Annotated in this window: 11 protein-coding genes; 6 read left to right on the top strand and 5 right to left on the bottom strand. The window is 75.2% G+C overall.

Annotated elements, in window-relative coordinates:
* Window positions 1-17 precede the first annotated feature (17 nt).
* Both meaB and ABQ292_RS14305 read left to right on the top strand, forming a co-directional pair.
* Window positions 18-1,019: a methylmalonyl Co-A mutase-associated GTPase MeaB gene (gene meaB / locus ABQ292_RS14310; protein WP_369207462.1), complete on the top strand. Its 1,002-nt coding sequence runs from the start codon at window positions 18-20 to the stop codon at window positions 1,017-1,019.
* Between the two features lie 168 nt (window positions 1,020-1,187).
* Window positions 1,188-2,555 (top strand): hypothetical protein, encoded by a 1,368-nt coding sequence (locus ABQ292_RS14305; protein WP_369207460.1) that lies wholly within the window; start codon window positions 1,188-1,190, stop codon window positions 2,553-2,555.
* 57 nt (window positions 2,556-2,612) lie between these two features.
* On the opposite strand, the gene ABQ292_RS14300 is transcribed toward ABQ292_RS14305, so the two are convergent.
* Genes ABQ292_RS14300 through ABQ292_RS14285 form a run of 4 tightly spaced genes read right to left on the bottom strand, consistent with a single transcriptional unit; the run spans window position 2,613 to window position 5,926 of the window.
* The gene (locus tag ABQ292_RS14300; RefSeq protein WP_369207458.1) at window positions 2,613-3,365 is read right to left on the bottom strand and encodes an acyltransferase; all 753 of its coding nucleotides are present in this window, start codon (window positions 3,363-3,365) and stop codon (window positions 2,613-2,615) included.
* Window positions 3,362-3,808 carry a GtrA family protein gene (locus ABQ292_RS14295; protein ID WP_369207456.1) on the bottom strand — a complete coding sequence of 149 codons (447 nt, stop codon included), beginning with the start codon at window positions 3,806-3,808 and terminating at the stop codon, window positions 3,362-3,364. Before ABQ292_RS14295 ends, ABQ292_RS14300 begins: the two co-directional genes overlap by 4 nt.
* Complete coding sequence (locus ABQ292_RS14290) at window positions 3,805-4,833, bottom strand: glycosyltransferase family 2 protein (protein WP_369207454.1); 1,029 nt, start codon at window positions 4,831-4,833, stop codon at window positions 3,805-3,807. Before ABQ292_RS14290 ends, ABQ292_RS14295 begins: the two co-directional genes overlap by 4 nt.
* Window positions 4,823-5,926, bottom strand: coding sequence for a DegT/DnrJ/EryC1/StrS family aminotransferase (locus tag ABQ292_RS14285; RefSeq protein WP_369207452.1), 1,104 nt, complete (start codon window positions 5,924-5,926; stop codon window positions 4,823-4,825). The genes ABQ292_RS14290 and ABQ292_RS14285 overlap by 11 nt, the downstream gene beginning before the upstream one ends.
* Window positions 5,927-6,256: 330 nt before the next feature.
* Here ABQ292_RS14285 and ABQ292_RS14280 point away from each other — a divergent pair, with 330 nt between their 5' ends.
* Window positions 6,257-7,192, top strand: coding sequence for a WxcM-like domain-containing protein (locus ABQ292_RS14280; protein WP_369207450.1), 936 nt, complete (start codon window positions 6,257-6,259; stop codon window positions 7,190-7,192).
* Window positions 7,189-9,366, top strand: coding sequence for a hypothetical protein (locus ABQ292_RS14275; RefSeq protein WP_369207448.1), 2,178 nt, complete (start codon window positions 7,189-7,191; stop codon window positions 9,364-9,366). Before ABQ292_RS14280 ends, ABQ292_RS14275 begins: the two co-directional genes overlap by 4 nt.
* A 72-nt stretch (window positions 9,367-9,438) precedes the next feature.
* Here the strand turns inward: ABQ292_RS14275 and ABQ292_RS14270 are convergent, their stop codons facing one another.
* Window positions 9,439-9,897 (bottom strand): gamma-glutamylcyclotransferase family protein, encoded by a 459-nt coding sequence (locus tag ABQ292_RS14270; protein ID WP_369207446.1) that lies wholly within the window; start codon window positions 9,895-9,897, stop codon window positions 9,439-9,441.
* Between the two features lie 76 nt (window positions 9,898-9,973).
* On the opposite strand from ABQ292_RS14270, the gene ABQ292_RS14265 reads away from it, so the two are divergent.
* On the top strand, window positions 9,974-11,419 hold the full coding sequence (locus ABQ292_RS14265) for an NAD(P)H-quinone dehydrogenase (RefSeq protein WP_369207444.1): 1,446 nt from the start codon (window positions 9,974-9,976) through the stop codon (window positions 11,417-11,419).
* A gap of 104 nt (window positions 11,420-11,523) precedes the next feature.
* A partial coding sequence (locus ABQ292_RS14260; protein WP_369207442.1) for a reprolysin-like metallopeptidase occupies window positions 11,524-12,910 on the top strand: 1,387 nt, incomplete at its 3' end.

Below are 12,910 nucleotides of genomic sequence, written 5' to 3'. Positions count from 1 at the left end.
GTCCCGGGGCCGGCCTGATGCCCGGCCCCGACGTCCCCGCGCTGGTCGAGGGGGTGCTCGGCGGGAACCGCCGGTCGCTGGCGCGGGCGATCACGCTGGTCGAGTCGCGCCGCGCCGACCACCGCGAGCGGGCGCAGGAGCTGCTCGTCGAGCTGCTGCCGCACGCCGGGAACGCCCGGCGCGTGGGCATCAGCGGTGTCCCCGGCGTGGGCAAGTCGACGTTCATCGACCAGCTCGGCGTCGACCTGACCGCGGCGGGCTCGAAGGTCGCCGTCCTCGCCGTCGACCCGTCGTCGGCGCGGTCGGGTGGGTCCATCCTCGGCGACAAGACCCGCATGGCCCGCCTCGCGGTCGACCCGAACGCGTTCATCCGGCCGGCGCCGACCGCGGGGACGCTGGGCGGGGTGGCCCAGGCGACGCGCGAGTCGATGGTCGTCGTCGAGGCGGCCGGTCACGACGTCGTCCTGGTGGAGACCGTCGGCGTCGGGCAGTCGGAGGTGACCGTCGCGGAGATGGTCGACTCCTTCCTGTTCCTCACGCTGGCGCGCACGGGCGACCAGCTGCAGGGGATCAAGCGCGGGATCCTCGAGATCGCCGACGTCATCGCCGTCAACAAGGCCGACGGGCCGGCCGCCGGGGACGCGCGCAAGGCCGCCCGCGAGCTGGCCGGCGCGATCCGCATGCTGCGCGGGCACGACGAGGACTGGCACGTGCCGGTGCTGACCTGCGCCGGGCTGACCGGCGAGGGGCTGGCCGAGGTGTGGGCCAAGCTGGTCGAGCACCAGGACCGGGCTCGCGCGTCGGGAGCCCTCGACGAGCGGCGGCGCAGCCAGCAGGTGCGCTGGACCCGGCAGCTGGTGCGCGACGGCCTCGAGCAGCGGCTGCGCGCGCACCCCGGCGTCCGCGCGGCCGCGCCGGAGCTCGAGGCGGCGGTGCTGGCCGGCGAGCTCACCCCCGCCCTGGCCGCCCGGCGGCTGCTGGAGACCTTCCTGTCCGCCCCGGACGGCGCCACCGGCTGAGCGAGGACGGCCGCACGGCCTGCCGCGGTCGGCCTGTCGTACGGCTCCGACCGCAACCGTGACCTAGAGTCTCAAGGTCGTCACGGCCCGGGGCGGCCCCTCAAGGGTGCCGCACCTGGGGAGCCGGGCGTCCGCGGCGGATCGTCCGCCGTCCCCAGGAGGTTCCCCGTGCAGTTGTCCACCGCGCCGGCGCATGCCCCCGCGGGTCCCACGTCGACCGGGCTCTGGCGCCTCCAGGTCCTCGTGGGCGGGGTGCTGACGGCTGTCCTGGCCCTGCGCCCACCCGCACCGGTGTTCCTGTACGACGCCAAGGCCTACCTCGGCGGTGCGGTCGCTCTCCTGGGGCCCGGCGGCCTCGTGGAGGGCGGGGGGCTCACGCTCCGCGGCGCGCTGACGCCGCTGATGTACCTGCCCGCCGCGGCGGTGGCCCGCCTCCTCGGCGACGACGTGGCCGGTGCCGCGGTCATCGCGCAGAACGCCCTCGTCATCGCGGTGATCGGTGTCGTCCTGATCCCGCGGTTGGTCGCTCTCTGGCGACCGGTCACCCCGACGGTGGTCCTGACCTCCGCCGTGACGACCGGCGTCCTGCTGTCCGGCTTCGTCACGCAGCCGTTGAGTGATCTGTGGGCCGTCGCCCTGCTGCTCACCGTGGTCGTGCTGCTGGACCGGCCCACCCGGTGGACGTGGCTCGTCGCGGGACTCGCGGCCGGCGCCGCGTTCAACATCCGTCCGGCGACCGTGCTGCCGCTGGCGGCCGTAGGACTCGCGCTCGTCGTGGGGTGCCGACCGGCGGTTCCCTGGTTCCTCCTGGGCGGGGCGGCGGCGCTGGTGCCGCAGGTGCTCCTCAACCGCTGGGAGAGGGCCATCTGGGCGCCGTGGCCGGAGATGACGCCGTGGCTCACCGAGCTGCAGACCTCCTTCGCCTCCTTCGTCGTCCGGTACGACACGGTCGTGGGGGACCCGACCCGGTCGCCCGGCCTCGCCTTCTGCAGCCCTGGGATGGCCGGGGCGATCGACACGCCGCCGTCGTCACCGGGCGAGCTCGCCGGGGTCTACCTCACCCACCTCCCGCAGTCCCTGGTCTTCGCCGTGCAGAAGATCGGCGCGGCCCTGCACTGGCCGGTGTCCGCGCCGTACCTGACGGACGCGCCGGTGGTGAACGCCGTCTTCAGCGTGCTGGTCACCGCGGTGACCGCCGTCGGCGCGGCGGTCCTGCTGCGGCGGACCATCCAGCGACGCGGCGCAGCGCCGCTGTTCGGGCCCGTCCTGGTCCTCATGGTCTGGGCCGGGTCCCTCCTGAGCCTGGTGACCTCCGCGACCGAGACGAGGTTCGCCGTGGCGCTGGTCCTCCTCGGCGTCGCCGGCTGCGCCGTCCTGGTGGACGACGGCCTGCGGCGGCCGCGCACGCGTGCGGCCCGGGGATGGGTGGCCGGCACCGTCGTCGTCCTCGCGGTGGTCTTCGCCGCCGGCGTCAGCGGCATGCAGCACCCCTACGAGGGGAGCCAGCCGCCGATCGAGGCATGCGCGGCCCGCTGACCGGCCGGCCCCGCGCCCGGATCCCGGACGATCGGATGCAGGGACCCCCGATCGGCCTCAGACGCCGGTGCCGTCGAACTCAGCGTCCCAGTCCCGCACGACGTCCTCGGGATAGCCCCGGTGGAAGTGCCGTCGCCAGGGGTAGGCCGGCCCCGAGCCGTCGCCGAGGGGGATCCGGTCGACGGGACCGCGGACCTTGCCGGGGACGCCGGCGCAGATCGTCCCGGGGGGGACGTCCTCGCGGACCAGCGCGTGGGCGGCGACGAGTGACCCCTCGCCGACCCGGACGCCGGGCAGGACCACCGAGGAGGTGGCGACGACGGCGAACCGCTCGATCGTGGCGCCGACGTGGAACCCGTCGCTGGGCGGGTGCGGGTCGTTGGTGAGGACGACGTACGGGAAGATCCAGACGAACTCCCCGACCGTCGAGCCCCGGCCGACGTGGACGTTCGAGTGCAGGCGGACGTGCCGTCCGAACGAGGTGTCCCCCTGCAGGTCGCCCAGCGTCCCGACCCGGAGGTCCTCGGCGGCCTCGATGCCCTCCCGGATGGTGACCCGGTGCCCGGTCTGCAGGCCGGGCCCGAAGGTGGAGCCCGCGTAGAAGAGGCTGTGCGACCGGATGAGCGAGCCGGGGCCGATGCGCAGCGGCCCGACGTCGCCGCCGGCGGCGGGGTGGCCCAGCTCGCAGTGCGAGCCGACCACGGTGCCCTCGCCCAGTTCGACGTCGCCGTGGACGATCGAGAAGGGGCCGACCTCCACCCCGTCGCCGAGGCGGGCGGCGGGATCGACCAGCGCTGTCGGGTGGATCATGCGGGGCTCCTCGTCAGGTCGTCGTGCGGCGGGATGGTCCCCGGGGTCGCGACCGGGTCGGGGTGGGGTGCCGTGCCGGCTCCCGGCGTCGACCCGAAGAGCACGTGGCCACCGAGGAAGTTCAGCGGTGCGGTGACGGCGACGGTCAGCACCGCGGTCACCACGGCGGAGGGCTGCCAGGAGCTGTGCAGTGCCTGGACGACGACGAGGCCCACCGCGTACACGAGCAGGTACCAGCCGGCGTAGAGCAGGGCGGAGCGCGCCGTGAGCCGGGTGCCGAAGACCACCTGGGCCGTCATCGCCGTCGTGTAGGCCAGGCCGAGTGCGAAGACCAGGGTGTAGGCCACCGCCGGGGCCAGCCACTGCTGGAGCAGGACGAACAGGGCCAGCGTGATCGCGGTGTTGCTGCCCCCGACGAGGAGGAACCGCGCGAGCTGCCTCAACCGACCTCCAGCACGCGGACCGGCGCCCCCCGCTCCGCGGGGACCGCCGGGACGTGGAAGTGCTGGTGGTGCATGGGCACGGCTCCGGGGCGGCGCTTGCTGTTCTCGTACGTGCGCCAGACGTAGGACCCCACGATGCCGAGGGCCAGCAGGATCGACGAGCACAGCAGGAACAGCATGAGCATCAGAGGGGTGTAGCCGGGGACCTCGACCGAGCCCGTGGCCCAGGCCGCGAACACCGCGACACCGGCGCACACCGAGCCGACGACGCCGAGCAGCCCACCGGTGAGCAGCAGGGTGATCGGCAGGTCGGTGAACGAGAAGATGCTGTCGTTCATGTAGCGCAGCTTCTTGCGCAGCGTCCAGCCGCTCTTGCCGAACTCCCGCTCCTGGCGCACGTAGGGCACCTCGACGCGGCGGAAGCCGAGCCAGTAGAGCAGGCCGATCAGGCTCGTGTGCGACTCGCGCAGGGCCAGCAGCTGGCCGACCACCTGGCGGGTGCAGCCGAAGATGTCCACGCCGCCGACGGGGATCTCCTTCTGCACGTACCGCCGGTAGATCCCCCAGAAGGTGCGGGCGGCCAGCGAGGACAGAGCGGGGTCGTCGCGGTCGGTGCGCACCCCGACGGCGACGTCGTGGTCGCCGGTGCTCAGGCGGGCGAAGATGTCGCGGACGAGGGAGGTCGGCTCCTGCAGGTCGGCGGCCATCACCGCGATGTGCTCGCCCCTGGCCACCTCCAGTCCCGCGCGGACGGCGGAGAAGGCCCCGTAGTTGCGGGAGAGGGTCACCAGCTGCGCGCGCAGCCCCGAGTCGGGCAGCAGCCGCTGCAGCAGCACGAGCGAGGCGTCGGGCGACCCGTCGACGACGAAGACCGCCTCCATGAGGCCGTCGACGTCGGCCGAGAGCTCGACCAGGCGGTCGATCAGCAGGGGGATCGTCGCCTCGTTGCCGTACACCGGCACCACGACCGTGTAGACGACGTCGGCCCCCCACACCGCCGGCAGCGACGTCGACTCAGAACCCACGAAGGACATCGCACACCCGATCGATCTCGACGTCGGTCATCTCGGCGAAGCAGGGCAGCGTCAGGATCTGCCCGGCCGCCTGCTCGGTGACGGGCAGGCGCAGCCCGCCGGTCGTACCCGCCAGCACCGGCTGCCGGTGGTCGGGGGTGGGGTAGTGCACGTCGGTGCGGATCCCCGCGGCGGCCAGCACGGCGCGGTCGGCGTCCCGGTCGGGCGTCGACATCACCGCGAGGTGGCCGACGTAGGCCGGGGACCCGGCGTCCCGGCCGTGCACCATGCACCGCGGGCCGTCCCCGAGGGCCTCGGCGTAGCGCGCCACGATGCCGCGCCGGCGCGCGTTCCACCCGGCGAGGTGGGGGAGCTTGACCCGGAGCACCGCCGCCTGCAGCTCGTCGAGCCGGCTGTTGCGCCCGTTGGGCAGGGTCGCGGTGTACTTCGCCGACCAGCCGTACTGGCGCAGACTGCGCAGCACCGCGGCCCGGTCCGCGTCGTGGGTGACCACCGCGCCGCCGTCGCCGAGGGCGCCGAGGTTCTTCGTCGGGAAGAAGCTGAAGGCGGCCACGTCGGCGAGGGACCCGGCCGGGCCGTCCTCTCCGGCCGCGCCCGCTGCCTGGGCGCAGTCCTCGACCAGGGCCACGCCCGCGGCCCGGCACAGCTCCCGCAGCGCGCGCACGTCGGCGAGCCGGCCGTAGAGGTGGGTGACGACGACAGCGCGCGTGCGCGGGGTGAGCGCGGGTTCCAGCGTGGCGGCCGTCAGCAGCAGCGTCGACGGGTCGACGTCGGCGAAGCGGGGCACCAGGCCGGCCTTGAGAGCGGCCGTCGTGGTGTACATGCCGGCGTTGGCGACGGTGACCACCTCGTCGCCGGGGCGGCACCCGACGCCGAGCAGGGCCAGCTCCAGCGCGTCCGTGCCGTTGCCGACCCCGACGCAGTGACCGGCGCCGACGGCCGCGGCGAACTCGCGCTCGAAGGCGTCGTGCTGCGGTCCCAGCACGTACCACCCGCTCGACAGGACGTCGTCCACGGTCGACCGGAGTTCGGCCTCGAGAGCCGCGAACCCGCGGCCGAGGTCGTTGAGGGGCAGATCGCCCATGCTGTCTTCCTCGCCTCCCCGATCGGTCCGTCGCCCGCGGGTTCCCCTGACCGTGCGTACCGGACCGATCCGTCTAGGCCAGGACCATAGGCAGGTCCCCGGGCCGGGGGCGGGACGGACGCGGAGTCCCGGGGCGGCAGTGGCGGATGTGTCGAACGAGCCCGCACAGGGGTGCGTGGGGCGCGTGTGGCCGGCGGTGCGACGGCCACGCCGGTTGCGGTTAGTGTCGGAGTCGATGCGTTCCGCTCATGGCTCACTGAGGACTCCGGTGCCGTCCCGCCCGCCGGCGGCCGCTCGCGTGGCCGGCCCTCGAACGTCTTGGAGATCCCGATGACCTTCCTCGTCCACGCCCAGGGTCTGTGCGAGAGCTCGGACGTCGGTGCGGGGACCCGGGTGTCGGCCTTCGCGCACGTGCGGCCAGGCGCCCGCATCGGGGCCGACTGCACCGTCGGGAACCACGTCGTCGTCGCCGACGACGCGGTGGTCGGCGACCGGGTGACGCTGGAGAGCGGCGTGCGGGTCGGCGACGGCGTCCGCCTGGCCGACGACGTGTCCGTGGCGTCGAACGTCGTCCTCGCCGGGGAGGCGCCCTGCGCCGACGGGGCGGGTGCCGGTCCGGCCCTGCGGACCGTGGTGGGTCCCGGTGCCTCGGTCGGCGCCAACGCCACGATCGTCCGCGGCGTCAGCATCGGCCGGCGCGCCCGCGTCGGGGCAGGCGCCGTGGTGACCAGGGACGTGCCGCCGAACGCCGTCGTGGAGGGCAACCCCGTCCACATCGTCGGGTACGTCGACGCCGGCCCGGACGTCCCGGACGCCACGGAGGTCCGGGCCAGCGTGCTGCCGGTGAGCCGGGTCCCGGGTGTCGACGTCGTCCGGATCACCCGCGCCGACGACCTGAGGGGCAGCCTCGTCGCGGCGAACTTCGAGCAGGACCTCCCCTTCGTCCCGCGCCGCTTCTTCACCGTCTTCGGCGTCCCGTCGTCCGACGTCCGCGGGGCGCACGCGCACCGCCGGTGTCACCAGCTGCTGGTGTGCGTCCAGGGCAGCCTCAACGCCGTCGTGGACAACGGCGTCCAGCGGCAGGAGTTCGTGCTCGACCGGCCGGACGTCGGTCTGCACATGGCGCCCATGACCTGGGGAACGCAGTACCGGTACTCCGCCGACGCCGTGCTGCTGGTCCTGGCCTCGGACCCCTACGACCCCGACGACTACATCCGCGACCACGACGACTTCCTCGCCGAGGTCGCCCAGGTCGTGTCCTCGTGACGGCCGGTCTCCTCGAGCGGCCGGCGCCGTCGCTCCGCCGCCCCGAGCGACCCGGCCGCCGCGCCGTCGGGTCGGTTCCCGTGGTGCTGGCGGTGCTGGGCTGGGCCCTGCTCGTCGGCAGCGGCGTCGACGTCCTCCAAGCCGCCCGCCTCGTCCTCGTCGTCGCCGTCCAGCTGGGGACCGGAGCGGTGCTCTGGCGGCTGGCGCGGGGACCGGTGGGTCTGCCGGTCAGCGAGCTGGTGGGCATGGGGGCGGCCCTGGGGACGCTGCTGGCGATGCTCGGTGCGCAGCTGCTGCGGCCGACCCCGCTGGCCCCGTTGGGCTGGCTTGCGCCCACCGCGGCCGTCGTCGTCGCCCTCCTGGTCCCGGCCGTCCGGGCCAGGGTGCGGGCCGGTGGAGTCCTGCGCCCGCGCCTCGACGAGATCGGTGGCGTCGCGGCCGGTCTCGGGGTGGGGCTGCTCTACCTCTCGTCGTTCTGGCGGGCGCACCCGCTGTCGTCCACCGGGTGGCGGAGCTACTACGTGGACATCCCCTACCACGAGGCCCTCGCGACCTCGCTGGCCACCTGGGGCCCGGTCGACAGCGTCTTCGCCGCGGGCACGCCGGTCCGCTACCACTGGTTCGTGCACGCCTGGGCAGGCGCCACGACGAACGCCGCAGGGGCGGGCTCGTTCGTCGTGATCACCCGGGTCCTGCCCCTGGTCGCCTTCCTGGGCGTCCTCTGTCTGGCCTGGACGTGGAGCCGGCGCCTCTCGACGCACCGTGCGGTGCCGGCGCTGGCCGTCCTGCTGATCGCGGTCGGCCTCAACGTCGCCAGCGCGTCGTCGATCACCTTCCTCCAGCACTCCCTCCTGTCGCCGTCCCTCGGCTTCGGGGCGCTGGCGATGCTGGGCGCCGCCGTCGTCCTCACCGACCTGCTGCGGGGTGCGGTGCGGTGGCCCCACGCTCTGTTGGGGCTCTTCGCGGTCGGGTGCGTCGGCGGCAAGACCAGTTTCGCGGCGGTCCTCGGCGGCGGGGTCGGCCTGGTGGCGGTGGCCGGACTGCGGGACCGGGCGATCCGGCGGCGCGCGATCGCCGCCCTGGCCGTCGTCCTGGCCGCGGTGGCCGGTGCCTTCGTCGTCCTCGTCATGGGCAGCAGGGGCGACCTGCTCCTCCAGCCGGGCGCGACGGCCCGGGCCTTCGGCTTCTTGGCGCGGGAGGACCGGCTCGGGCTGGTGGTCGGCACGGTCGGGGTGGCGCTGGCCTTCGCGGCCAAGTGGGCCGGGGTCCTCGCCCTCGTCGGCCGGCGTCCGCGGCCCGAGGTGTGGTTCGCCCTGGGCGCCGCGGGCGCCGGCCTGTTCCTCGCGGCGGTGCTCGGCCACCCGGGGCTCAGCCAGACCTACTTCCCCATCTCGGCGGGGCTCGTCGTCGCGGTGGTGTCCGCGGTGGGGCTCGGGGTGGCGCTGGACCGCCTGTCCGCCCGCGTGCTGTGGACGGCGACGGCCGTCGGGGTGGCCGCCGGCATCGCGGGACTGGTGGCCCTGCCGCAGGGGCGGGCCTGGATCTCGCCCTACCTGGTCTGGTCGCTGCCCCTGCTGCTGGGTGCCGGGTCGCTCGTGCGCGCGTGGGTGCGCGGCGGTCGGGCCGGACTCCCGGCGGGCGCGGCCCGCGGCGCCGCGGTGGTCGGCTGGGGACTCGCGGTCGCCGCCCTGACGGCGGGGAGCGCCGTGGTGCTCGACACTGCGCGCACCCCGCCCCCGGCGGCCGCCCAGCCGGACGGTCCCCTGGCCTGGTCGCCGGCGCACGAGGACGCGCTCGTCTGGCTGCGCGAGCACTCCGCGGTCGACGACGTGGTCGCGACGAACCGGCAGTGCGCCGGCCCTCAGCAGGACGCCGCGGCGTGTGAGCGTCACCGCTGGTTCCTGACGGCCGCCCTGGCCGATCGGCGGGTGTACGTGGAGGGGGCGGACTACATCGCCGGGGTGCCCCACCCCGAGTGGGTGCGCACCCGTGTCGAGTTGTCCCGGCGCTTCGTCGACGCGCCCGGCGCGGACGACGCCCGGGTGCTGTGGGACGCGGGCGTGCGGTGGGTCGTGGCCGACCTGGCCTCGACCGGGAACCGGGACTGGGCCCCGCACGCCGAGCAGGCCTTCGCGACCGACACGACGGTCGTGCTGCGCCTGTCGCGCCCCTGACCCGGCCGGCCCCGTGGGTGCCCTGGCGGTGATCACGGAGCCGGCGGGGGGACGCCCGTCGGGTCGCGGGGGTCAGACCCCGGAGGAGCGGCACTCGCGGGCGCGGAGCTCGGCGAGGTAGTCGGCCGGGGCGCCGGCGGCCTCCGCGGCGTCGGCGAGCGCGCCGAGGTAGCGCGCCGAGGGCAGCCCGCCCTCGAAGGCGTCGAGGGCGTAGACGTAGGCGACGACGTCGCCGCCGAGGGTGTGCACGCCCAGGTTGAGCTTGCGGTAGAGGCCGGAGTCGGCGCCCTCCCAGGCGTCGAGGGCCACCTCGTCCGCGGGCGTGAGGTCGTAGAGGGCGACGAAGACGCCGGGGGAGTCGTCCTCCGCGGGGACCAGGGTGGCCAGCGCGCCCTCCCAGCCGTACTCCTCGGCACCGAAGGTCAGCCGCCAGCCGCGGACCCAACCGGTGCCCACGTGCGGGGAGGAGGGGCAGCGGCGCAGCATCTGGTCGGGGTCCATGTTGGACCCGTAGGCGGCGTAGAGACCCATCGCCGACCGAGCCTACGGGCCGGTGTGGCCCGCGCGACCCGTGAGCCTGCCGACGCCGGCGGCGACGGCTGGGAGGATGGAGGCCACCGCACGACCCCCGACGCAGGAGAGCGCCATGACCCGCATCGTCATCATCGGTGGCGGCCCGGCCGGCTACGAGGCCGCGCTCGTGGCCGCCTCGCTCGGTGCGCAGGTCACCGTCGTGGAACGCGACGGCCTCGGTGGGGCCAGCGTCCTCACCGACTGCGTCCCGTCGAAGACCCTCATCGCCGCGGCCGGCACCATGACGTCGGTCCGCGACTCCAGCGTCCTGGGGCTGCGCGGCACCGACCTGCGCACGGTCGGCCTGGACCTGGCCACGGTCAACAGCCGGGTCAAGGGCCTCGCCGTCGCCCAGTCCGCCGACATCCACGCCCGGCTCACCACCGAGGGCGTGCGGATCATCGCCGGGCAGGGCCGGCTCGCCGACGACGTCCGCGGGCTGGTCGAGCACCGCGTCGAGGTGCTGGACGCCGAGGGCAGCGTCATCGAGAGCCTCGAGTGCGACGTCGTCCTCATCGCCACCGGCGCCGACCCGCGCGTGCTGCCCGGCAGCGAGCCCGACGGCGAGCGGGTCCTCGACTGGCGCGACCTCTACGACCTCGAGGACATGCCCGAGCACCTCGTCGTCGTCGGCTCGGGCGTGACCGGTGCGGAGTTCGCCTCCGGCTACCTCGAGGCCGGCGTGCCGGTCACCCTCGTCTCCTCCCGCGACCAGGTGCTGCCGGGTGAGGACGCCGACGCCGCCGAGGTGCTCGAGGAGGTCTTCCAGGCCCGCGGCGGCCGGATCGCCGAGCGCGGCCGCGCCGCGAGCGTCACCCGCACCGAGAAGGGCGTGCTCGTGGAGCTCACCGACGGCCGCACCGTCGAGGGCTCGCACGCGCTGATGACCGTGGGCACCGTGCCGAACACCGCCGGGCTCAACCTCGAGGCGTGCGGCGTGGAGCTGCGCGAGTCCGGGCACGTCGTCGTCGACCGGGTGTCGCGGACCAACGTGCCCGGCGTCTACGCCGCCGGCGACGTCACCGGCGTCTTCCAGCTGGCCAGCGTCGCGGCCATGCAGGGCCGCATCGCGATGTGGCACGCCCTCGGTGAGGCGGTGCAGCCGATCCGCCTGAAGACCGTGGCGGCCAACGTCTTCACCCACCCGGAGATCGCCACGGTCGGCGTCCAGGAGAAGACGCTGCCCGAGGGCCACGACCTCGACGTCGTCCGGTTGCCGCTGGCCACCAACGCGCGGGCCAAGATGAGCGACCTGCACGCCGGCTTCGTGAAGCTGTTCGCCCGCAAGGCCACCGGCGTGGTCGTCGGCGGGGTCGTCGTCGCGCCGGGCGCCAGCGAGCTGATCCTGCCGATCGCGCTGGCCGTCACCAAGGGCCTCACCGTCAGCGACCTGGCGCAGACCTTCGCCATCTACCCCTCGCTGTCGGGCTCGATCACCGAGGCCGGCCGGCGGCTCATGGGGGCCGACGCGCTGGCGTGACGCCCGGGACGGCCGGGGCGGTCGGGACGGGACGGGCGGGACCGCTGTGACGGGCGGGTCCCGGATGGTGCCCGCGGGACTCGCGTCCGCCGATGACGGGGGGGATGTCCCCGCTCCGAGTCCCCGCCCGCCTGCCGCGGTCCCTGGCCGTCGCCGGCGCCGTGCTCGCGCTCTGCGCCGGCCCGCTCGCCCCGTCGGCGCTGGCCGACGAGGGCACGGGCGAGACGGTCACGGGGCAGCTCGTGCAGGTCTGGCCGGAGACCTCGGTCGAGGGCCAGCACGCCGGTGAGTCGCACGAGGAGCCGCTGACCCTGGTCGAGGCCGCGGACGGCAGCTCCGTCCGCGTCCCCGCCGACGACGTCGAGGGCATCGAGCCCGGGACGACCGTCGAGGTGACCGTCGGCGGCACCGAGACCGACGCCGCGGCCGAGCACGGCTACGAGCCGGCCCGCGAGGTGATCGGCACCCAGGTCGTCCAGGCGGCCCCGGCGGCGGGCCCCGTGCCGGCCGGCTCGGTCACCAACCAGGTCACCGTCGTCATGGTGGTCCCGCAGGGCGGCAGGCCGGACGGCACGTCGCTGGCCTCGGTCGTCTCGGCGGTCAACGACCCGGTGGCGCGGTTCTGGTCCGAGCAGACCGGCGGCGCGGTCACCGTCGGCGTCACCGCGGCCCACGACTGGGTCCGCACCACCGCCGGCTGCGCCGACCCCACCGCGCTCTGGGACGAGGCCGCCGGCCGCGTCGGCTTCGAGCCGGGCCCGGGGCGGCACCTGCTGCTCTACGTGAGCAGCCAGCCGCAGGACCTGCCCGGCTGCTCCTACGCCCTCGGCCAGGTCGGCGCCGGGACGACGTCGGGCGGCCGGCTCTACGTCCGGGACGACCTGCCCGCCGTCATCGCCCACGAGCTGGGCCACAACTTCGGCCTCGGCCACTCCAGCGGCCTGCAGTGCGACGGCACGGTGGAGGGCGCCGTCGAGGGCGGCACCTGCCGCACCGCCGCCTACCGCGACTTCTACGACGTCATGGGCGTCTCCTGGGACCGCATCGGCAGCCTCACCGCCGCCCAGGCCGCACGGCTCGGGGTGCTCCCCGCTGCCGCGGCGCAGACCGTGCCCGCCGGCAGCGGTGCGCGGACGGTCACCCTCGCCCCGCTCGGCGGTGGCAGCGGCACCCGCGCGGTGCGGCTCACCGACGCCGAGGGCACCGACTACTGGCTCGAGCACCGCACCGCCGTCGGCCGGGACGCCTGGCTCGCCTCGGACAACCGCTACCGGCTCGACAGCGGCGTGCTGCTGCACCGGGAGGGCGCGCTGCCCGACACCTCGCTGCTGCTCGACGGCACGCCGTCGCCCGCGGCCGGCTGGGACGACGACCTGCAGACCGCCCTGCAGCCCGGCGTCCCGGTGTCGGTCGCCGGCGGCGAGCTGACCGTCACGGTCGACGCCGTCACCGCGGCAGGCGCCACGGTCACCGTGGTCAGCGGCGCGCCGG

It is taken from the genome of Geodermatophilus maliterrae (assembly GCF_041018925.1).
In the GTDB taxonomy this organism is placed as follows: Bacteria; Actinomycetota; Actinomycetes; order Mycobacteriales; family Geodermatophilaceae; genus Geodermatophilus; species Geodermatophilus maliterrae.
This window is presented reverse-complemented; position numbering and strand designations above follow the sequence as displayed.

Bases quoted from the DNA above. Each gene is read 5' to 3' on its own strand.
- ABQ292_RS14270 (WP_369207446.1), bottom strand. From the start codon at position 9,897: ATGGGTCTCTACGCCGCCTACGGGTCCAACATGGACCCCGACCAGATG.
- ABQ292_RS14285 (WP_369207452.1), bottom strand. From the start codon at position 5,926: ATGGGCGATCTGCCCCTCAACGACCTCGGCCGCGGGTTCGCGGCTCTC.
- meaB (WP_369207462.1), top strand. From the start codon at position 18: ATGCCCGGCCCCGACGTCCCCGCGCTGGTCGAGGGGGTGCTCGGCGGG.
- ABQ292_RS14280 (WP_369207450.1), top strand. From the start codon at position 6,257: ATGACCTTCCTCGTCCACGCCCAGGGTCTGTGCGAGAGCTCGGACGTC.
- ABQ292_RS14300 (WP_369207458.1), bottom strand. From the start codon at position 3,365: ATGATCCACCCGACAGCGCTGGTCGATCCCGCCGCCCGCCTCGGCGAC.
- ABQ292_RS14265 (WP_369207444.1), top strand. From the start codon at position 9,974: ATGGAGGCCACCGCACGACCCCCGACGCAGGAGAGCGCCATGACCCGC.